The 22,183-nt window shown below is 38.9% G+C and carries 19 protein-coding genes; 9 read left to right on the top strand and 10 right to left on the bottom strand.

Annotation, left to right across the window (positions count from 1 at the left end):
- Nucleotides 1–114: 114 nt before the first annotated feature.
- The 4 genes from NA23_RS03290 (at nucleotide 115) to NA23_RS03275 (ending at nucleotide 3,192) form a co-directional block, all read left to right on the top strand.
- Nucleotides 115–1,245: a DegT/DnrJ/EryC1/StrS family aminotransferase gene (locus NA23_RS03290; protein WP_033191121.1), complete on the top strand. Its 1,131-nt coding sequence runs from the start codon at nucleotides 115–117 to the stop codon at nucleotides 1,243–1,245.
- A gap of 1 nt (nucleotide 1,246) precedes the next feature.
- Nucleotides 1,247–1,474: a hypothetical protein gene (locus NA23_RS03285; RefSeq protein WP_052107060.1), complete on the top strand. Its 228-nt coding sequence runs from the start codon at nucleotides 1,247–1,249 to the stop codon at nucleotides 1,472–1,474.
- 89 nt (nucleotides 1,475–1,563) lie between these two features.
- The gene (locus NA23_RS03280; protein WP_033191122.1) at nucleotides 1,564–2,928 is read left to right on the top strand and encodes an NCS2 family permease; all 1,365 of its coding nucleotides are present in this window, start codon (nucleotides 1,564–1,566) and stop codon (nucleotides 2,926–2,928) included.
- Between the two features lie 111 nt (nucleotides 2,929–3,039).
- The gene (locus NA23_RS03275; RefSeq protein ID WP_158510126.1) at nucleotides 3,040–3,192 is read left to right on the top strand and encodes a hypothetical protein; all 153 of its coding nucleotides are present in this window, start codon (nucleotides 3,040–3,042) and stop codon (nucleotides 3,190–3,192) included.
- Nucleotides 3,193–3,220: 28 nt separating this feature from the next.
- Here the strand turns inward: NA23_RS03275 and NA23_RS03270 are convergent, their stop codons facing one another.
- Nucleotides 3,221–4,186, bottom strand: coding sequence for an alpha/beta hydrolase family protein (locus NA23_RS03270; RefSeq protein WP_052107061.1), 966 nt, complete (start codon nucleotides 4,184–4,186; stop codon nucleotides 3,221–3,223).
- 45 nt (nucleotides 4,187–4,231) lie between these two features.
- Entirely contained in the window at nucleotides 4,232–4,906 is a 675-nt protein-coding gene (locus NA23_RS03265) for a phosphatase PAP2 family protein (RefSeq protein WP_052107062.1), read from the bottom strand.
- A gap of 148 nt (nucleotides 4,907–5,054) precedes the next feature.
- Between NA23_RS03265 and NA23_RS03260 the strand changes: the two genes are divergently transcribed.
- The 5 genes from NA23_RS03260 to NA23_RS03240 all read left to right on the top strand — a co-directional run bounded on the left by NA23_RS03260 (nucleotide 5,055) and on the right by NA23_RS03240 (nucleotide 9,207).
- On the top strand, nucleotides 5,055–6,329 hold the full coding sequence (locus NA23_RS03260; protein WP_033191123.1) for a S41 family peptidase: 1,275 nt from the start codon (nucleotides 5,055–5,057) through the stop codon (nucleotides 6,327–6,329).
- A gap of 29 nt (nucleotides 6,330–6,358) precedes the next feature.
- A complete protein-coding gene (locus tag NA23_RS03255; protein ID WP_052107063.1) occupies nucleotides 6,359–7,423 on the top strand; it encodes a SpoIIE family protein phosphatase in 1,065 nt (354 codons plus the stop codon).
- 85 nt (nucleotides 7,424–7,508) lie between these two features.
- Nucleotides 7,509–7,841, top strand: coding sequence for an ArsR/SmtB family transcription factor (locus NA23_RS03250; RefSeq protein WP_249477124.1), 333 nt, complete (start codon nucleotides 7,509–7,511; stop codon nucleotides 7,839–7,841).
- Nucleotides 7,842–7,846: 5 nt separating this feature from the next.
- Nucleotides 7,847–8,938 (top strand): permease, encoded by a 1,092-nt coding sequence (locus NA23_RS03245; protein ID WP_033192425.1) that lies wholly within the window; start codon nucleotides 7,847–7,849, stop codon nucleotides 8,936–8,938.
- Nucleotides 8,939–8,967: 29 nt separating this feature from the next.
- Nucleotides 8,968–9,207, top strand: a complete 240-nt coding sequence (locus tag NA23_RS03240; protein WP_033191124.1) for a thioredoxin family protein — start codon at nucleotides 8,968–8,970, stop codon at nucleotides 9,205–9,207.
- A 293-nt stretch (nucleotides 9,208–9,500) separates the two neighbouring features.
- Here NA23_RS03240 and NA23_RS03235 read toward each other — a convergent pair whose 3' ends face one another.
- From NA23_RS03235 to NA23_RS03200, 8 genes are all read right to left on the bottom strand, one after another.
- Nucleotides 9,501–12,467 (bottom strand): DEAD/DEAH box helicase family protein, encoded by a 2,967-nt coding sequence (locus NA23_RS03235; protein ID WP_033191125.1) that lies wholly within the window; start codon nucleotides 12,465–12,467, stop codon nucleotides 9,501–9,503.
- A 4-nt stretch (nucleotides 12,468–12,471) separates the two neighbouring features.
- The gene (locus NA23_RS03230; RefSeq protein ID WP_236938521.1) at nucleotides 12,472–15,033 is read right to left on the bottom strand and encodes a site-specific DNA-methyltransferase; all 2,562 of its coding nucleotides are present in this window, start codon (nucleotides 15,031–15,033) and stop codon (nucleotides 12,472–12,474) included.
- The gene (locus NA23_RS03225) at nucleotides 15,020–15,502 is read right to left on the bottom strand and encodes a hypothetical protein (protein ID WP_033191126.1); all 483 of its coding nucleotides are present in this window, start codon (nucleotides 15,500–15,502) and stop codon (nucleotides 15,020–15,022) included. The genes NA23_RS03230 and NA23_RS03225 overlap by 14 nt, the downstream gene beginning before the upstream one ends.
- A 15-nt stretch (nucleotides 15,503–15,517) precedes the next feature.
- Nucleotides 15,518–17,500 (bottom strand): AAA family ATPase, encoded by a 1,983-nt coding sequence (locus NA23_RS03220; protein ID WP_033191127.1) that lies wholly within the window; start codon nucleotides 17,498–17,500, stop codon nucleotides 15,518–15,520.
- A 51-nt stretch (nucleotides 17,501–17,551) separates the two neighbouring features.
- Nucleotides 17,552–17,767, bottom strand: coding sequence for a hypothetical protein (locus NA23_RS03215; RefSeq protein WP_033191128.1), 216 nt, complete (start codon nucleotides 17,765–17,767; stop codon nucleotides 17,552–17,554).
- The gene (locus tag NA23_RS03210) at nucleotides 17,764–19,122 is read right to left on the bottom strand and encodes a DEAD/DEAH box helicase (RefSeq protein WP_052107065.1); all 1,359 of its coding nucleotides are present in this window, start codon (nucleotides 19,120–19,122) and stop codon (nucleotides 17,764–17,766) included. Before NA23_RS03210 ends, NA23_RS03215 begins: the two co-directional genes overlap by 4 nt.
- 232 nt (nucleotides 19,123–19,354) lie before the next feature.
- Complete coding sequence (locus tag NA23_RS03205) at nucleotides 19,355–20,137, bottom strand: MBL fold metallo-hydrolase (protein WP_052107066.1); 783 nt, start codon at nucleotides 20,135–20,137, stop codon at nucleotides 19,355–19,357.
- Between the two features lie 135 nt (nucleotides 20,138–20,272).
- Entirely contained in the window at nucleotides 20,273–21,988 is a 1,716-nt protein-coding gene (locus tag NA23_RS03200; RefSeq protein ID WP_062946214.1) for a hypothetical protein, read from the bottom strand.
- Between the last annotated feature and the right edge of the window lie 195 nt (nucleotides 21,989–22,183).

The following is a 22,183-nucleotide window of genomic DNA, read 5'->3' as shown; positions in this document are numbered from 1 at the left end:
GCAGGCAACAGACTCCCAAAATGGCTTAAAAGCCAAGGTGACATAAGTTGTCCTGCCCTCAATTTTTTTAAGCTAAATTATTTATACCATATTTTTATGTAGGAGGTCGTTCATATGATTCCTCTCTTTGATTTGACAAGACAGTACCAGAAAATTAGAAGCGAAGTCTTAGAGGCTCTGGACCAAGTTCTATCAGACGGAAGAGTTATACTTGGCCCTGCTGTAGAAAAATTTGAAAAAGAACTCGCTGAATATTTAAATGTTAAGCACGCTATCGGAGTAGCAAACGGAAGCGATGCATTAGTTATCTCTCTCCATGCCATTGGAATAGAGAAAGGTGAAAAGGTCGTAACCACACCGTACACCTTCTTCGCCACGGCTTCTTGTATCGTCAGGAACGGTGGTGTTCCCATATTCGTAGATGTAGAACCCGACACATACAATATTAACCTTGATCAAGTTGAAAGCGTGCTAAAGAAAGAAAAAGTGAAGGTTGTTATACCCGTTCATTTATTCGGCCGAACAGTTGATTTTGAAAAAATGGACTTTCTCAAACAGAGGTTTGGTGTTAAAATATTGGAGGATGCCGCGCAATCGATAGGAAGCGAAGGCAAAATCGGCAATATCGTCAAAAAATCAGGAACATTTGGTGATATTGGTATTTTTTCTTTCTTCCCAACGAAAAACCTTGGTGCTTATGGCGACGCAGGTGCGATAGTAACAAACGATGACGAATTAGCTGAACGTGCAAGGATGCTGCGACAGCACGGTTCAAAAAGAAAGTACTACCATGAAATGGTTGGCTACAATTCACGACTCGATTCCATGCACGCGGCGATACTCAGCATCAAACTTAAATATTTAGACGAATGGACACAAAGAAGGATAGAAATAGCAAAGCTTTATCAAAAGCTCTTTGAAGAAAAGAAACTCCCTGTGAAATATCCAAAAGTGGAAGAAAAAGATTATAAAGTACACGTTTATCACCAGTACGTTGTTGAATTTGAAGATGAAAAAGCAAGAGATAGGGTCAAGGAACACTTGACCAAGAACGAAATCGGCACTGCATTGTATTATCCACTTCCTCTGCATTTACAGAAGTGTTTCAGCGAATACGGTTACAAGGAAGGGGATTTCCCGGTTGCAGAAAGGTTATCAAAAACGACACTTGCGCTACCAATATTCCCAGAACTAACCGATGAAGAAGTTCAATTCGTTGTAGAAAAAATAAGTGAGGTGTTATAACATGGCAGAAATTATCAACGATGCGCAGAAAGAACAGTTTTTGCAAACACTCGAAAACTTCGTGAGAAGGTACTTGAGAGTGAAAGAGACAATCAAAGAGCTGAACAAAGAAAAGAAGGACCTTGAGGATGCAATTATCCAAATGGTCGAGGGCACTGATATCGACCATATAATCGTTGATGGTGTCGTTGTAGAGTTTGAGAACAAAACAAAGATTAAATTGAAATAGGATAGTATAAAGAAAACTGGGAAACAAGAGAGAGAAAAACAAAGTTTCCCAGTAAGAATTCCCAAAATCTTAGCGTGGGGGGAAAGAGCATGGAAAGTGTCGACAGGTACTTCGGTATTTCACAGGTAGGTTCCACGGTCCGAAGAGAGATCGTGGCAGGTATTACCACGTTCCTGACGATGGCTTATATCGTTTTTGTCAACCCATCCATCCTTGTCCAAGCTATCCCAGGCATATTTGACCAAACTGGAAAAGTTCTCGACCAAGCTCTTTACAACACATACTACGGTGCATTTATGGTCGCAACGATAGCTGGCGGTGCCATTGCAACGCTCATCATGGGATTGTTTGCAAATTACCCATTCGCACTTGCACCTGGTATGGGGCTCAATGCCTACTTTACCTACACAGTGTGTTTGAAGCTCGGCATTCCTTGGCAGTTAGCTTTAACCGCGGTTTTCATCGAAGGTCTCATATTTGTCTTCCTAACGGTAACAGGTGCCAGAGCGTTCGTTGCAAAAGCAGTTCCACAACCAGTGAAAGCGGCAACTGGTGCAGGTATTGGACTGTTCATCGCTTTGATAGGTATGAAAAATGCTGGGATTGTCATGGCCGATCCGGTAACGGCTGTAACGCTCGGTCATCTGAACAGACCAGACACATTACTTGCCATCGTAGGATTCTTTATAACCGTTGTTCTGTTCGCCTTGAATGTTCCAGGCTCTATTCTTCTTGGTATCATTTTCACAACGATAATTGGTGCAACTCCTCTCTTCAATGTTACTCACTATCAAGGAATAATAGGCAAAATACCCGATATATCTCCAACATTCCTCAAACTTAGATTTGATGCACAGACGCTGCTTTCGGGCACTTTCTGGGTTGTTGTTGGAACCTTCTTCTTCGTTGACTTTTTTGACACATTGGGAACTCTAACTGGACTTGCTGAAGGTACTGGATTCACAAAGAAGAACGGCGAGCTCGAGAGAGGAACAAGGGCGTATCTTGCAGACGCAATAGGAACCGTTGTAGGAGCTCTTTTTGGAACTTCGACAGTTACAACTTACATTGAAAGTAGCACAGGTATTGCAGTTGGAGGAAGGACTGGCTTAACCGCTGTTGTCGTTGCCTTACTCATGCTTGCCATGTTGTTCTTCTCGCCACTTGCACTGACCGTACCAGCAGCAGCAACAGCCCCAGCTCTCATATTCGTCGGCGTCCTCATGGTTAAGAGCCTTTTGAACATCAAATGGGATGATATAACCGATGCGGTTCCTGCGTTTGTCACACTTACGATGATTCCGTTCACGTACTCGATTGCAAACGGTATTGCCCTTGGAATAATAACATATCCTATCGTCAAAACGCTCTCTGGAAAGCGCAAAGAAGTCCACTGGTTCACATGGATGCTCGCAATCCTCTTTATCGCATATCTGACGTTCTTTAGAGAATAATCATAACTCTACCAGAAAAATCCCCTGGCCTAAGGTCAGGGGATTTTTCGTATTTTGTGATATACTAACATTGGGGGCTGTGCAACATTTCTGTGGATGGGGGAAAATTCCATGAAGTTAAGGAAATCTACTTCCTCAGACACGAATTTAAAGTTCAGACGCGGGAGTGTGCTTGTTGCTGTACTTGTCATTCTAATCATAACCGTTGTTATCCTCAGCAAACTTTGGTTTCTTCTAGGACTACGATTGAAGGGCTATCCATGAGACACTATCAACGTTTGCCAAGACATCCTTAAATAGCTTTTGAGCTGAGGTTTTGAGTTCTCTTTTCGACCAAATGCTCCTTTAGGAACTTCTCGCTTGCCTTACCAATGAATCTTCTAAACAAATAAGACGACTTGTGCCCTGATGGTACAGGAATTTTTTTAGCATTCGGTAGCAATCTGTAAAATCCGTTGGATGCTTGATGAGGTATAACCTTATCGAACACACCGGTGAACATTAGAACTGGCTGATTAATAAACTTCGCATACGATATGGGGTCGTAGTGGAAGCACGTAGGTGTAAGCGAGAATATCTCCTCTATACTTTTCAATGCGTGGACTTTCTTCCTGCTTGCACTCCTCAACTCAACACACTTTGCCTCATCCTTACAGCCCCACTCATTGCTGTACTTCTTGTAGCCCTCTCTAACTGGTTCAACGTACGGTGAATACCAATTTATCCAGCGCCAGTCCCCACCTGAGAACGCTATAATTCCAGCCTCCAGACGCTTATCCAAAGCCAAACTCATCGCTGTTATCATGCCGCCAAAGCTGAACCCCATAATCCCAGTCGGAAGGTTCGCTACTTCCTCAAACGTTTCTATCAAATCAAGAGTTCGTCGGACGTCTTTAATTGCTTGATGGAACCTGACAATGCAGTGGGCTGGAGAATGGTGGAAAAACGGCTCGCCACCGTTCCAATCAGGTTTTGCGCGTTGCATATGGTAAGGATGAATCATAAAGAATGTCTCAATACCTCTTGAGGCAAAATATTCACCAAACCACATCAGATAAGGTACATGCCCGTTTCCTATCCCGTGCAAGAATATCAACTTTGCCCACGGACTTTCTGAATGGAACCGATATGTGTAGATACGCTTTGATTCTGGAATATCAGGCTCGTAGACTGTATCGTACGATAAAAGGTCGTATTTTTCAGTTCTTTCAACTTTCAGATTAAATGGTACCGTCTTATCGTATTCGTATATGAACAAAGCAATCCCCCCATTAAGATAACAGCAGTCCATCAATTAGTCCAATCATTGGCTTTTAGAATCGTAAAAGACAACACCTGTCGTGTATCCAATAAGACTTCCGTAATAAACATCCGAAAACCAATGATTATTTGACCAAAGTCTTTGCAACGCAAACAGCGTTGGGATACTGTACCAGAACTCACCAAATTTCTTTGCAACGGGTGTAAATATCGCCCAGCTGAGTGCACTGTGTCCTGAAGGAAAAGATTGGTAAGCCTCGTCTGTGGAAAAGAACTTAAAAGTGTACGGGCTGTCAGAAACATACGGCCTTGCACGTCCTACAAGAAACTTAACGACACCAGTAATGGCCGCGCTCACAACGAAACTTTCGAGAACTGCCAGCGCGGTATAACTGTCAAATGGAAGCACTAAGCCCGCAACAGCTACCGAAAGCACGGCGAAATGGAAAATATTCATATTGTTCAGCGCATTAAGAAAATCAGATCTTGGGAAAGCTCCGTTAATAGGCTCATCAAAAGCAAAAGAGAGGATACCTAATGAAAACAAGGGCATTTGAGAACCAACAGAACTTGCTATTTGAAATAGCTCATGCTTTATTTCGAATTTCTCGTTAGACTCAGCGTATGCTTGAGCAAAGGATATATTGACATTAGCTGACACGAATAGGTAAAAGAATATAATAAAGACAAAACTTCTCAAAAAAGTGCAGCTTCTCATATATCAACGCCCCCAATACAAGCACTCTATAAAGATTATACTCTCCACAATACATTTTTCAATCCAACCAGCCGCGGACAGTTGCACCCAATTACTGAGAAAGTAGTATAATAAAATTGAGTGTCTCAAATTGGAGGTGGGGATGAGAATGAAAGGTTTTAATTTCACAGTTATTTTCATAATTGCTGTATTTGTAATAGGTGGATTTGCAATCTATGCATATGAGCACTTTAGATACTCGCCGTACGGTCTGCAAGTAGATTTAGAAGTAATCAAAGAATGGCTTAAAGACAGACATGTTGACCTTGTTGACCTAAATACCATAGAAAAAATCAACAGTTCCAAAATATTAATCAACAGACGACAGACGGCGTATGAATTTGCACTTTCAGTTTATCCAATGCTCTCACTCTTGGAAGACGACGTGACGCGTTTGGAAGTCCCTCTAAAATCTACGGATAAAGTGTTGCCTTTGAGATTCAAGTACATCAACGAAAAAGTTTTTGTATCGATGAGTAAATGTGAAATACCTGTCGGTTCGGTTATATTAGCTATAAACGGTTTCCCTATCGACGATATATTAGAAAAATACAAAGGCCTGTATCCAACACTCGATGACTTCCAGCAAAAATACTCATTTGTCGACAAACTACTGCCGTACTATCCCAAAATAATCGATGCGAGTACTTTGCAAATCAAGTACCAGCTTCCCGGTTCCATTGCCCAGCGTACGTCCTACATAAAAGCCATTTCTTTTAAAGAATTCCAAGAGTCTATGCATATCGCCCCTGTGGAGTTGTACGACTTTGAACAGTGCAAAGTTGTGAGGATCAACACGTTTAGCATTTCAAAAAGGGAAGATATGAAAGTTGTTGAAAACATATTCAAAGAACTATCAAACGAAATACAAAAAGTAATCTTCGATTTGCGCTACGCTTATGACGGCGACAACACCATTCCTTCAGCGATTATTTCAAAGCTCATAGATAAACCAACAAATCTTTATCCCAAATTGTTAACACGCCACAAATATCGCCAGGTTGAAAAGGAACAGCTCCCTATCGAACCCGACCAAGATAGGATTCATGCGAAGGTTTATTTTCTTGTGGACAGCTCGTGCTTCTACACGCCTCACAAGACGCTGCTTGCTTTTGTAGCTTCGAACGGAACTGCCAAAATATTAACAACCGAAAGTGCAAGAGATAGCATTCTCTCAAACCTTTCATTTTACACAGATGAATTTTGGAAGGTCCTTCCCAACACGAGAAGTTACATAGTTATGCCTTTATCAAAAGTAATCGTTGAACACTCACCAAGCGATGACCAAGTCCATTTAATTGACCAAGTCCCTGATGAGAAACAACTACTCGACGAAGCACTGTATAAAGAATGGTTAAACAATCTCATCTCAGTTATAGAATAGCTTAACTGAAAAGTATAGGTGGTGGTGCTATGGTTTCTTCAGAACTTATCGAGTACCTACGAAACGCAAAAGTAATTGATTTCATCGACGAAATAGAAATCCCAGCATATGTTGTGGACACAGAGAGACGAATTGTTTATTGGAATAAGCAGGCCACAAAACTAACAGGTTACGAGGCTTCTGAGGTGATTGGTAAACCGTGCGCTCAGCAGGTTTTAAATCATGTCGATAGAAGCGGTATTCCTGTGTGTTCTACAGAATTGTGCCCTTTGTACCAATCTATCAAAAACGGAATCCCTGTTCAGGTACCTTTTGCAGTCTATGGACTTACAAAGTCTGGGAAAAGACGACCGTTCTCCGTGGAAGGCTTGCCAATAAAGGTTGAAAACAAGGTTATAGGTGCTATCGAACTATTCACCGATGCCGAGAAAATAGACGCAGACATGGCAGTTGCAATAAAGGTTCAAGAAAGTTTTGTTCCAAAGAGTACCGATAACATTGACTTCTTTTATCGCCCTTCAAGCGGACTTGGCGGTGATATGATTTACTACAATCCTCCATGGATTGGTATCATTGATATCAGCGGACATGGAATTGCCGCCGCACTTGTCAGTATGCTCATTCGCACTATTTTGGACCAAATAATAGCATTCGATCCACAACTTAACGGACTACCATTTTTGTTGGAGAACGAACTCAAAAAGTTTGACCTTCAAAATATTTACCTTACAGGTATCATTGGCCAACTGAATGAAGAAATTTTTCACTTTATCAACATGGGACATCCATCTCCCGTTAATGTAACGAAGAAAATCGTACTGGACACAAAGAATGTTGTCCCAGTTGGACTTGGTTTATCAGAAGAATACGATTCAACGGTGATAAACACCCATGATTTGTCCAGTGGGAACCTACTTTTGTTCACAGACGGACTCACTGAAATGAAAACAAAAACAGGAATGTTAGGCACAGAAGGCTTACTGAACTTACTTTCCTCTGATGATAATCCATCTAAAATCTACCTAAAAACAATGTCACAGCGCGCCTCAGGACTGCAAGAAGACGATATAACGATGATACTTATAAAAAGATGAACTAATTGCATCCTACTATCCGGGCTCCAGAGACGCCCGGTTTTCTTTCAAGTTCTATATTGACATATTCGAATATTCTTATATAATGAAATTAGAAAGTGTTAAGGAAGGTGGTGAAGAGATGGACAAACTTAGCGAGTACGCGGAAATGTTCAAAATATTAGGACACCCTGTTAGATTGCAGATACTTCTTTTACTAAGAGAACATCAAAGACTGTGCGTATGCGAGATGCTACCAAGAATCAGAATCAGTCAACCAAATCTTTCCCAACATCTGAGCATATTGAGGTTAAGTGGACTCATTGAATCTGAGAAAATAGGTGCTACGGTGTATTATAGCTTACCGGAAAACGACTTTCTTTACAAACTGTTGGATTTACTAAAAGCCGAACAAAAGCAGGAGGTGCATTCGGATTGAGCGAAATAAAACTCTTCGTTTTAATTGTTGCTGTATTCTTGTTATTTTACTTTGTTCCGTTTGACTCAGAGATAGTCCAGCAGAGCATCCTGAATGGTTTCAAGATGCTCAATGAGTACGCAAGGCAGCACGTTTTGTTATGCCTTGTTCCTGCTTTTTTCATTGCAGGAACTATTTCTGTGATGCTGAAAAAGGATGCCATACTGAAATTCCTTGGCCCTGATGCAAAAAGAATCATATCATATCCTTTAGCTGCAATTAGTGGTGCAATTCTTGCAGTTTGCTCTTGTACAATACTTCCAATCTTCGGTGGCATATACAAAAAAGGTGCTGGAATCGGTCCTGCCACAACCTTCCTTTTCGCAGGTCCAGCGATTAACATTGCAGCGATATTCTTAACTGCGCGCGTTCTTGGTTGGAACCTTGGAATTGCAAGAATGGTTGCAACAATAACTGCGTCAATACTAATAGGCCTTGTCATGGAAGCTATATACAAAGGAAAAGGCAGCGGAGGATTCGTGCAGACAACGGAAGCAAGCACAAGCAATGGAAAAGCCTTCGTATTCTTCGTTCTTCAACTTTTCTTCCTTGTGCTAAGTGGACTTAAGATAGACCAAACGATTAAAAACGCAGGTTTAGGAGTACTTGGAATATCGGTTTTAGGTATGGCATTCTTCGGATTTGAAAGAAAAGAAACAAAATCGTGGATTGCTGAAACATGGGATTTTGCAAAAAAGATCTCCCCATATCTATTCGTTGGTGTCTTCCTTGCTGGGATAATAACGAAACTTCTGCCGCAGAATGTAGTAATCTTATTACTTGGGAAAAATAACGTAGTTTCGACATTTTTTGCTTCAGTTATAGGAGCAGTTATGTACTTTGCAACACTTACAGAAGTTCCGATTGTTCAGGCCCTTACACAACTTGGCATGGCAAAAGGTCCTACGCTTGCACTACTTATGGCTGGCAATTCTTTGAGCCTACCGAGTATGATAGTGATTACTCGGCTTCTTGGTAAGAAGAAGGCATTCACATACTTTGGCTTAGTCATTCTCTTCTCAACACTGTTTGGAATGATTTACGGGCTATTGGCATAAATCACTATCAAAACAGGAGGGATTCAAAAATGGTGAAGAAGGTAGAAGTACTTGGTTCGGGATGTCCAAAATGCAAACAGACCGTAAAAATCATGGAAATGGCAATTGCAGAACTCGGCGTCGATGCAACAGTTGAAAAAGTAGACGACATTAACGAGATAATCTCAAGAGGAGTAGTTGCGACACCAGCAGTAGCCATCGATGGAAAAGTTGTTCTAAGTGGAAAAGTTCCGACGTTGGAAGAAGCAAAGACATTGTTGAGCAAATAACTCACAATATTGGTCAATAACAACCATGCCACTACCCGGTGGCGCGGTTTGATTTCGGCAATTTGTGATTTGAATTCGCGTTTCTTTTATATCTCCTTATTTTGCGCAATTTTTTAATATCAAGTCTTCAAGAATACACTATTCGAAATCCTAAGTGATATCGAAAAGTACGACCTTGAATCTGAAACCGATGAGTATGGAAAGATAATCTATAAGTTCACAGTGGAAAAGTCATGGTAAAAAATCCCCCGAGAGTTGGGGGGGTTTGAATTTTTGTGCAATTCTAAAGAATACTACCAGTTGCTTTGAAATTCCTGATTGACACGGTTCACGAGATCATCAATGCTGTTGAGCCAGTAATCAGCATATTTCCTCGGCGTTTCTATGTTTTGGTCTGATTTATAAAGATACAGCTTGACTTTAACTTCATACCCTTCTGCTTTGAACTTCTTGGGAACACTATTTTCAACGAAGAGTTCTTCGAATCCATCTATCTTTCTTTCAGCATCAGTATGCTCTGTCCCTTTTGGATCGACAAAAACAACAAGGTACTTACTTCCTTTTCTAAACCAGAAAATGAAATCTGGGTAGAAATAAGCCTCTTCGCCTTCCTTAGTGCGATAAGGAACGAAAACTTTATCCTTTTTCTCCACTATCTTGCTGAATAGCCACCAATCTACCTCAAACCTATCGGAAACGGACATGAGGTCATCGATAAAATTAATCTCACTTCTCTCTTTGATAATGTCCAGTATCTTACCAGCTAAAGCTTCTCTATTCAAGGCTTCTAAAACTGGGATGTAGTAATGCTCTTGTATGAACCTTATTAGTAAATCCATACTATCCTCCATAACTACAGGTACAAATGATTGTCTTTTTGGGCCAAAGTATACTTCTTTTATTGACTCACTTACTCTTTCTACTTTCTTCTCTGGAAGTCTAATTACGATCCTTTTGTAGTGCTGAATGTACTCTTCATCTTCTGAAGACAACGTCAGCTCGTATTTGTAACCAAACTCTCTTTCAATAGCTTTGACAACCGTACGAATTGTGTTGTACCATCCAATATGTTTGTTCGTGTTCCTTTCGATGATAAAGAATCTTATTTTGTTTGCTTCGTCAAATATTTCTCTCAGCAGTTCTATTTTTTTAGCAGCACTCTTGCTCTTCAAGAAGAACATAAAGTAAAGCATTTCGTCTGACATATTCATAACAACGTTTCTCGCATCTATGTAGTCGCTTTCAGAGATTTGTATTGGATGAAACCGTTGTATTGCGTCAAAATCGAGATCTGTAGGCACCTTTACGAATACGGGTATGAATACCCGGTTGTTAGCAATTCTACGTTCATTTTTGTACAATCTTACCTCAGTTCCAGAGCTTTCTTTAAGCGTCTTAACACCTTCAAGAATTTTCTGTATTACATCCTTTTTGGTTCCCCAAACATAAAGTGTTTCTATCGGTTTTATTATGTTAATGTACCTTCTGAACTTCTTGTCCATTTCCAATCTTTTTCTGTCGCCATTTTTTGTTGGTTGGATTCTCAATCCCCTTCCTATTGATTGGAGCACAAATTTTTTAGCATCCTCCCCTGTTCCTATATTGACAAACACAATAACATTTGGCCTGTTTGAATCCCAACCTTCGTAGAATGCCCTTGAACCTATTAATATGTTTATATACTCATGTTCGTCCAAGGTTGCAAAGTACTCAGTGTTTTCAAAACGCTCCTGAATCCTTAGGCCAAACTCTTGGACGAGCGTGTCAACAAGTTTCTTGGCTTCACCAACTTTGACAAGAGCAAATGGCTTGTCGCTTGTCATCAGCTTGATGGCAAATTCTTTTCCTGAAGTGGATGTAATCATTTCAATCTCTCCGGGAGCTTCTGCGTTAAAAACTTCTCGCAGTACATCACCGGGTGTTACCTCGGAGAGTTCGTTCTTGTTAAACCTCGGGTCTTCTTCATCATCAAATGGATGATTTGGGATTGAGTTGATTAACGACTCTTTCGCCTCGAGGAAAGGCTTTCCATTGAGGTAGTTTTCAAAACCTTCTATTGAGGACAAAAACCTCAACCTTTCAAATATTAGTTTAACATCTGAATCCTCAACGTTTACTGAGTTTCCGAGGAACACGGCAAGGGGCGAATGATACTCAACCATTAGTTCTTCGTTGGACCTTAATTCTCGTGACTTCTTTTTTAGGTATGCTAAAAGTATGAGTATTTTTAGAAAAATAATTTCTTTCTCTTCTATGGTGAAGTCTTTGCTGTCTTTAGAAATCTTAGCAGACAATTTAATGTTTTCATCGAATATTCTCAAAACTTTTCCATAGCCCTCTCGAATGTATGAACTAAGGTTGAATTCATACACTGTCATTAAAATATCGCGGATGTCAGTAAACGTAGCAGAGAAGTTGAAAAGAAATCCATTTCTTGACAATATCGAAAAGTACTGCTGGCTTTTGCTGGATTCCTTATCACCTTTGTGAGCTTCGTCAAGTATGATGTACCAATTCCCGTGGTTGTCGTAGTCCTTAAAGTCAAGGGTTTTGTCCCCTTGTCTGTCTTTAATGTTATTCGAGCGATAGTAGAAAACTGGAAAAACCAGAAAGTCGTTTAATTCTTTTGCTTTACCGAAGTCCTTTAATTCAAATAGCTTAGGTGTCTTACCGGTGCTAAATTTGTATTCTGTGAAGTGTCTCTCAAATTGTTCAATCAGGTCATCCCTATAGGTCAGGAATAGAATGTCCTTTTTTGGCATTAGTCCACGTTCCATGTATGTTGCCAAGATGTCAATTAGTTTTACTATCAATAGCGTCTTACCACTGCCAGTTGCCATCCAAAATCCCATTCTGTTGCAGAAGTTTCCAAATGATATCCTGTCCTCAACGCTGTAGAAGAAGCTGCTTAGGATACTAAAGATTTCACTATCTGAGACTTTAATACTCAACAATTCATCAACGTCTAAGTCATACCTTTCTAAACAATAATCTTTGAACTCTTCCCAAAAAGACAATTTGTCGGCATCTTTGACTGCATAGTAATAATACAGTGCACGAATTGCGAATTCTATTGCTTCCACTTGGAAATCCCAAAGCCTTTTCTCTTTAGAGAAACCTTCAATGTCTATATCTTTCCACTCTCTTGGAAGTTCTTCATAGCTTGGTGCGTATTCGTCTATGAATTCTCTAAGTAAAGGTGTTATTTTTACCTCGTCGTTTCTATTCCTTGTTTTTCTTCTTGTCACTGAAGCTGGCATATAATCACCACCATATCAAGTTGCTTATGTACTCTACAGGGATTTTATCGAAATCTATCCTGCCTGTTTTCTCTAAAACAACGTAATTCTCTGAAATCTTGATTATTTTCTCGCCTAAAACATTTGATAAAGTCTCGGCAATGTCAATGCTTTTCTCCGGATACAGCTTTTCAAAAGATATCTTAAATTCGTTGTTTTCTTTTTTAACAACATCTTCCACAAATTTAGGTGCTCTCATGAAGATATACTCGCTAAATTCATCTTTTCCAGCTGAAGGTCGCAAGTATATATCAGCGTGCTCGTATTTTGTATTTCTTAGCACGTCCTCATATTGTTCGAGTTCGTAATATTTGAAAAATCCACCTGCATTCTTTTCGTTATACTTATCCTTAACATCCTGTTCTTTCGAAATACCGGACTTATCGTATGCTAATACCTTCTTTATTCTTGGTAGTATAACCGTATAGAAATGCTCTCCCATTTCTATTCCTATCCACTTTCTCTTAAGCTTGTGGGCAACCGCTATTGTTGTTCCAGAACCAAGGAAGAAGTCCATTACGAGGTCACCTTCATTGGACGTGGATTCAATAACACGCTTTAAGAGAATTTCAGAGTTTTCGGTAGGGAAACCCCAAGATGTTGAGTAACCATAAATATCCGTCCAATTCGAATCCAAAACTTCTTTGATTTCTTCCTCCACCCAATACTTAGGAACTGGGACGTCAGAACCACATTGCGGACAACCATTCCACAACCCTTTCGTTTTATCGTGGATATAACCACAATTTCTGCATTCCAGAATCAATTTTCCTTCACTTATCATTTGATCTATTCTCTCTTGAGAAAACTTCCAGTGTTTACCTTCCGGTGGAGAAAGGTGTTTTCCAAAAAATACTTTAGGTGTGCCTTGACCAGATGAGTCTCCCATGTGTCTCCAGAAACCTTGCCTCTTTTCGGATCTTAATTTATATGGGTTCACAAATGAAAATGCGCTACTTACAGCATATAAAAAGATCGTATCTAACCCTTCGGGTAGCTTTTTAACATTGTTTTCCATAACATTTTTCTTAAATCTTCTAACTGTTATCTCATTTCTAAAGTTTTTTGCTTCAAAAATCTCGTTCATCACTCCCCGTACTATCCAATTACCGTTGTAATCACATCTTACAAAAATACTACCACTATCCTTTAAAAACTCGCGAGCTAACGTTAACCTGTTCTCAAGCATGGAAGCCCATGTGGCGTCTTTGTATTTAACGTTATACAAGTAATCAGCATCTTGTTCTTTGTTAAATGGAGGATCAATATATATTGTTTGAACTTTTTCTTTGAACTTCGGCAAAATTGTTTTCAGTGCTTGGTAGTTCTCACTGCGAATGAGTATTCCGTCAAGAGCTTCGTCTAAATTATCAAAAAGGGATAGAATTTCAGGTTCTAAGTCTTTAAAGTATCTTGTATCTATAGGCAAATATTTGTACTTTTTGTTCTTTGTTTCGAAAAGATCCGTGTTCAGAACATCTCCAAACGTAAATCCTTCTTCTACGATGCCAAGTTCGACCCATTCTTTTACTTGCAGCCCTAAGTTCGGGTGATTCGCAATTTTGTTAATGATTTCATTGGGGAGTCTATCTATTGTGATAACATAGTTACTGTTGAAGACAAACTTAGGCTTGTTCCAAATCTTTACTAACTCATTTTCGAATTGAGCTATAAATTCAATTATTTTCCCCGCTACATGCTTAAATGTTTGTATTTCCATTACTCTTTTCGGTGTCCAAATATTCTCTGAATCAAACATGTATTGATATACAAACATATCAAGTTGTTCTTTGAGGAACTTTTCTGCATCCTTGTTTATGAAATAATCCACTTCAGATTGCTTATTAAATATGCTTATAGCCTTCTCCACATCATCCGTAGTTACTCTCTCAAGCATCTCTGCAATCTCATGTGACTGAATCTGCTTAGATTGTGCTCTTACCTGCCTGACTATGTCCTCAACATTTGTTTGCTTATTACCCTCTTTGTAGTAACCTTCAAGTACTATTCTGCCTTTTTCATCTATTCCCTTGAATGTGAAGTTCATCTCTTTTTTCTCATTAGCCTTTTTGTGCTCCAGGTTACTGACATCGAACCAGAATACAATATCAGTACCGTTAATCCCTTTGATTTTTACTTCCATGCTCTGATATCTTTTTTCTGTTTTAACGTAATAAAGCATTCGTGTCTTCCAAAAAAGCGCAACATCGTTTTCTGGATCATATATGCGTTCATATATCTTCTCACTCCAAGAAGTGTATGTAAAGTAGATCGACCCACTTTCAGAAAAGTATCGTTTGAAGAAAGTATATAGTTTCTCGAACAGTTCTTCTCTGAAATCTTCTATGCCTTTAGTTTCAAGTTCCTGAGTTATTAGATCAGCAAGTTTTGGTTTAACGACATTGTTGTAATATGCGCTTTTGAATTTCATGAGGTTGATGTATCCTGATTTACCCTCAATTTGAGCACCAATGAATAGATCCTCAAGGGCTTTATAGAAATCCGATTCGAACTTACTCATTTCCATAGTCTATTTCCTCCTGTTCTAAGGATTCAAACCCGAGACTCTCATATGCTTCCTGAATTCGAAGCTCTAATTCCTCGAGGAATTCCTCTGAGCTTTTGCAATTTTGAAGCAGGTTATATAGTTCATCAACACCTGTGTTCACAAATTCTTCGAAAACAGCATACATATCCTTCGATGATTTCTTCTCACTGCCCTCTGCATCGTTCTTAGAAGTCAGTTCATATATTGCGGCAATGTATTTTTGGAAGTCCTTGTACTCATCTTTTTCAAGGAATTCACCACGTGAAACGTCTACTTTATCACCATTTGAAACTCTGCGTTCGCTAAGATAAAAACCATAAAAACCTGCAAGTAGATAAAGTTTTATCTTTCGTACCTGCGATAAAATTTCTTTCGTCCTGGAGATTATCTCATCTAATTTTTTGTTTCTTTCAGAATCAAGCTTAAGTATTATTGTTTCTGCCCCCATTGTATTCACAGCTCCTTACTTTATTTTTATAACATTTGTCACGTAATAACTTCCTCTGTTTTGTGGTTCGAGATAATGAATAGTTGATGAATAGTTCATAAGTTCTTTCTCTAAGCTGTTGTATTCCTGGTCAGTCATTGTGATAATGATTTGTCTTTCTTCGGAAAGTTTTGAGAGAAGATGTATGAGTTCATAATATGCTTCTCCTGAAATGTTAGTCAGGGGTCTATCTATAAAGATGGGAAGCTCAACACCTGCTACTTGATGTATTGCTAAAGCAAGAGCCAAAGTTAAAATGGAACGTTCGCCTCCGGAAAGCTCTTTAATTTGAACTTGGCCAAATTTGTCCGTGACCGTAAGATCGAAGTTTTCTGATAGTGAAATGTTTTCTATAAGTTCTTTTTTCCACATTACTCGGTTAATAAATTCTCTCATATGTTTCGTAATCTCCGTACATATGCGTTTACGAACCCTCTCAACGCTCTTTTGGATAATATCTTCCACTTTTTGGACAAAATCGAGCTGTTTTTTGATAGAATCCAATCGTTCGTTTTCAGTAAGGTTCTTATCGAGCTCTTCCTTGTACTTGTTAAGACTGCTTACAGTCTCCTTTATGTTGTTCTCAAGGTCAAATATTTTTCGTTGTATGTCTGACTTAAAACTTTCTAAACGTTCCCTTTCTTTATGGTAGTACTCTATTTTGTTAGATATATCTTCAGGAAGAAGTTTTCCAAGTTCTTCTATACGCTTCTGTATATCTGCTATTTCTTTTTCGAGTGTTCCTATTCTATCATTTGTTCTCCTTACCTGGAGCATGTTGTTCCTAATGTTTTTCTTCAGGACTCTGTGATAATCTTCCGTAATAACAACATGGTCTGAATTTAAAAGTGCCTTGAGTTGTTCAAGGACATGCTCATGAAGCCGGCTGCCACAAATGGCGCAGGTTTTTTCAGATAACATCTTCTCAATTTCACTTTTTGGCAACATGATAGGTATGGATATGGTACTTGTACTTCTCATATTGTACGCTTCGTCGATAGCATTCCAGCCAAAGACATAACAACCAAGATCTAAGAGTAGTTGTGCTTTAACTCTGAGTAGTTCACTCAATTCGTCACGCTTTTTCGTTTCTTCTTTTACAAGATCTTCGAATTCAGACTTATACTTCTCATAGTTTCTGAGGGCTTCCAGCTTTTGGTATATTTCTCTAAGGTCATCGTTTATCTGAGCTTCTTGTTGTTTTGCTTGTTCAAGTCTTTCACGAAGTGATTTGAGAGTTCTCTCAGTTTCCTCTATCTGTTTTGAAAGCTGCTCTATAAGCCTATTATTTTTCTCTTTATCTCGTAGGTCTTTATAAATTAACTTCGTCCGCACGTTTCCAAGAAAATTTAGAAAAGCTTCAATATCTGCTATTTTTGAGAACTTTTCAACTGTAGGTTTAATATGCATGCCTCTGACTTCCTTAAGGTAAACATCCAGACTTTCACCATCAAAGAAAAAGTGTTCACGTAACGCTTTTGGAAAGCGCTTCTCTATTTCTAATTCTTTGTCTGCAATTGAAATAGAATCATTGACATGGACACTAAGTGTCAGCCCATCCAAGCTTGGACTTACGCGACCATCAGAAACCGAGTATTTGTAGCTTCGAATGACCCTGAATGTCTCATATGAATCTCTGAAAAGCAACTTTACTGTGGTCCTATATTCACCATCAGATACTAAACGCACTTTTGACAAAATGCTTGCTGAGGATTGTTGATATTTTCCTATTGAACTCGGAATTTCTGACGTCGTATCAGGAGGGTAAGGACGTCTGGATGAGAAGAGTTCTTCACCAAAAAGCCCCCAGTTTACGGCTTCAAGGAATGTCGTCTTGCCCGACCCCATTTTTCCAACGATAACGTGTAAATCTCCAATTTGGCTATCATTTTTTGTAAAAAGAAACCTTCCCTCAACATACTGACGATAGTTAGTAATTTCAACACTCTCAAGGCGCATAAACTACATCCCCTTTATATATGAGAAGTTAAATCCAGCTTCAGTAAAGGGTTAAACTAACTCATTCTCAACAAATCTGCTTATCTTTTCCCTGACTTTTTCCAACAATTTTCGCTCATTGCTCTCTGAAAATCTTGCCTCACTAAGGTAATAACTCAGGAGTTCAAGTATGAAGTTGGCTACAATTTCACTATCATTTCCAAAGTGTTGAGATGCCTCATCTACTAATATATCATAAAGAAACTCGGAAATTTTCGAGGTACTCATACTATGTACCCCCTTTCAATATTGTTAACCACCTGAATTGCTTCATACAAATTTTCAGCGCACTGAGCCATGATTTCAACTCTTGAAAACTCAACTTCTAAGATGCGCTTATAAACACGGTTATCTTCAAAACCTGTAAGCTTTGGAAGTACAATAACATCATACACATATGCATAATCTTTTGCAGGAGAAATTCTTAATACACGTCCCAGTCTTTGGATGTATTCTCGTGGATTTGTAGAACTTGAAAGTATTATTGCTTTATCAACGCCTGGAACATCGACACCTTCGTCTAACATTTTTATCCCTACGAGCACCTCAATCAACCCTGATTCAAAAAGTTTTAAAATATGTTTCCTTTCAGCATATGAGAGCTCTTGAACAAACTTCTGGGCTATTACACCTTCATCTTGTAAAATTTCCATTACCCTGTCAATAAGCTTTTCGTCACAAAAGACTATTGTCCTCTCCACATTTCCATTACTTTTGATTTCGTTTAGGATATATTTTAGCGCTGAGTACTTCGAGCTTGAGGTCTTCAAGATCTTGCTTCGTTGAAATAGTAGTTTTCTGATCTCTGGGTCGTCTTCAAGGTCGGCATAAGTAATGTTGTCCAAATTTCGAACCCTTTTCACTATTTTTTCTGTCAGAATTCGGTATTTTCTCATTTCATCATCAGTTAAATAACACGGAATTGGATAATAATAGTACGGTGTTAGGTACGTTCTTTGAGTGTCAGGATTTATATTGTTCACGGCCTTGCACAAAGAAAATTCATAAATCACATCACCAAAGAAATAGCGCAAAAATCTGTTTCCAATCTCATCATACATTCGCTTGGGTGTAGCGCTGAGCCCTAATCTATAATTGAATGCGTCTGAGAGATTTTCTCTTCTCATTTCAGAACCAATCCCGTGAACTTCATCGGCAACAATCGTGAGATTAATTTCTGAGTTTGAAGGCAATGAGCTGATCAGTTGATTCACTTTTTCACCAACTAACGTGTTGTGAGTTGATAGGAAGATCAATCTTTTAAAGATACCTATTCGAAGTTTCCTTAACGCATTTTCAGCTTTTTCATGCCATTTGGCAGCTTTTGAGTGGCACTCTAACACGACGTCAACGTGAAGACCGTACTTTTTAATTGAACTCTGCCACTGGTTAACTAAATGAGCATATGGTGCTGAGATAAATATTACATGTTTTTGCTGATCTTGGATTAAACGCTCCAAAGCTCCAATTGCGGTAAATGTTTTTCCTGTACCAGTTGCCATCGATATTATTCCTCTGCAATTATTAGCAAACCAGGCATCAATAGCTTCTATTTGATGTTGGTGTAAAGTTATGTTTCCCAACAATTCTCCCCCTTAGCCACTTGCTGAACATAAATTGTTAACAAACATTTTGCTATTATTTTATTATACACCTAATTTTCCCCACCTGACAAAGTTTTTTAGAAGCTGCTGATGGATGAGTAATTTGAATATCAATGTACGTATGTACGTCTCGACATCACTAATTGTAGGCTTCTATTTAATAGCCTTCAAACTTTTGAGCTAAAGAGGTGTGGTTAAGAATTTCGAACGATTATAACAAAATCTCCCTAATCAATTCCCCGCTGCAGTGGAGTGGGATTATTTGTTCAATGGAGAGTTGTCTGAGGATAGAAACAACCATTTGAATCTTTTCTCTTGGTGATTTGTACAGATGGAAGCCACCGATTAGAAGTCTGACTTTCTTGCCAAACAGTTCAATAGCATCCTGAACAATGTTTATTATCCCCCTGTGTGCACAGCCGGTTATTAGGATTATACCATCACCTTCATCGATGACGAGGTTCAGCTCTTCTTCAAAAAAGTCTCTGACTTTTTCTCCATTCTTTATAACCTGAAAATTCGGATCTGGCTCCTCAAAGTTATTCTTCATCCAGGCTGGTCCAAATGCGTAGATTGAGTTTGTAATTTTGACAAGTTTTTCGTTTATAATCACAAACTCAAATGCATCCTTTATAGATTCCCAATCTATTCCTGTGAACCTCTCGCCGCTGTATTTTGGTAGGAAGGCATCTTTCCTTAAGAAGACTTTGAATTTCTTTCCGAATGTAGTCAGGTACTTCAGCCCTCCTGCGTGATCGTAGTGGCCATGGCTTATGACGATGTATTCTACTTTCGAAAGATCTTTGCCAAAAATGAATGCATTCTTAATGAATACATCAGTCGTTCCAGTGTCAAACAAGACCGTTGGTTCACCGGATTTTTCGATAAGTATGGAGAAACCGTGCTCGGAATGGAGCGGTGGGTTGAGTTCGTCGTTGCAGAGAATTGTTAGTGTTGATGAACTAATATTAATCGTTGTTGACGCATTTTTCATGCTGAAACCTCCAGAAGATTTAGAATTTTCATTTAATTGCACCATCACTATTATACTACTTCGATTGAAAGTTGGAAGAAACGCCCTGGGAATCCCAGGGCGCTGAATTCTTTGATTATTCACCTATCAGAAATTTTACTCGGCATATTCACTTCTTGGTTCAACATAGAGGATTACACTTATCATTCCGTTGATAATCTCTGAATAGATGCCATTTTTTTCATAGAGTATATCCACTACGTTTTCCGGTGCAACATCGTAGTAAGAAACGTCTGTGTGGATGATAACATAAATTGTACCATCGTTCATAACTACACTTTTCACGTCGATGTCGTCGGGTATATAATCGATATAACCGTATTCATACAAAGTTCCTAATGTAACATTTTGTGGTCTCTCGTTGTTAATGAGGTCGGCACAAGTGTTAAATATGTAAGCTATCTTATCAGCCAATTCGTATTCGAGTTCAGAGTAGTAGGTCTCATCTGTGTACTCTTCTTCGTATTCCTCTTCATATTCATCATAATATTCTTCTTCGTATCCCTCTTCTGCATCCTCTTCAGATTCTTCGTAATACTCTTCCTCTTCGTAATCCCATTCTTCTTCGTACTCTCTTCTCGAAGCTCGCTCGGCTATCTTGTTCAAGAACCAGACTAAGTTGTTAAATTCACCAGATATAAAGAGATTGCCGGTGTCCAGTACTTCTGCTTTCATGACGATTTTTGCGGATTCTTCTTCGTCTGAGTAGTTCAATTCAAACAAAAGGTAGCTATTGTCATTTATCTTTTTCAAGGAAGACTTGTCGATTTCAGATGGATAGATATTGATAACGCGGTTTTCAAGGGAAACTTGGTAGCCTTGATCTCCGAGTAGTTTTTTCATGAATGAAGCAGTAAGTTTTGCATCTTGTTCGTACTCTGGCTTGTAAATTCCAGAAAATGTAAAATATCCGTCAATAGTTAGGGAGAATGAGACAGCTCTGAAAATTTCGATGAAAGAAAACAGTTTTTGGATTTCTTCCGGAATATCGACGTCCAGGTCTGCAGTTAACAAGGGGCTGTCGCCCATGTTGCTTGTATCGAATGCGATTATAATGTTAGCGCTGTCGATGTAAGATAGGTCTCTCAAAATGCCTCTTTTTGCAAGCGCGAGCTTTTTCTCGTAGTCTGAATATGTTTTAACAATAGTCGCTTCAAATCGGTATTTTTCATCTTTCTTAGTAATGATAAGCTCGTCAGAAATCGGAATTCCAATGTAATCACCAGTAATGTAGAGAAGCTCTCCTATAAGGGACTTTTTGTATGTTTTAAAATAAACTACAACACCGTCCTTTGTTGACAGCGGTATGCTCGAGATTTTTCCAGTAAGCATGTCTTTTGTGAAGGTGGAGATATCTTTATTAAAGCAAAGATAAATACTATCCTTGGAACGTATGATGTAAAGTTTTTGGCTTTTAAGTAAGATAATGGAAGGTTCATTAATCGTTAGTTTAGGAACTTCGATAGTTGAATCAAACAGCGAGCTAAGTACGTATCCAAGGCTCTTATCACCGATGTTCCCTGGAAGAACGATTCCTAAAGGTAAGCCGAGCAAATTTTTGAGTGAAAATTCTGCACTTTCATCCAGATTTAAAAACCCCAGCGCATTTCCTAAGGATAGTTTTCCATAAACAGACACTACTGTTGGAATCCCCGCTTCTTGAAAGACAGGAAGCCAATCCTGGTTTTCAAGTACACTCAGGTCAAGATACATGACAAAGTCGGAGTTTCCAGGAACAATCACAGAAATTGCAAAAAGATAAAGCGAGGAAAAAAGAACAAGCAAAGCAACCGTAAAAAGTTTACCTTTCATATCCATACCCCCTTTCCAAAGATCGAGATAGCTTAACCCACCTGCTCTTTTTGAGTTGTTATCGTTGAGAGCGTTCATTATACTTACTTTTGTCAGCTCAGCCAGTTACGATAAATTCCTTTTCAAGAATTTCCTAAACGTATTATACCACTCTTTTTTACGAATTTTTAAAAACAAAAATCCCGGGTTTCCCCG

This window comes from Fervidobacterium islandicum, from assembly GCF_000767275.3.
GTDB classification, from domain to species: domain Bacteria; phylum Thermotogota; class Thermotogae; order Thermotogales; family Fervidobacteriaceae; genus Fervidobacterium; species Fervidobacterium islandicum.
The sequence above is the reverse complement of the archived record's forward strand: the minus strand, read 5'-3'. Positions and strand labels throughout refer to the sequence as shown.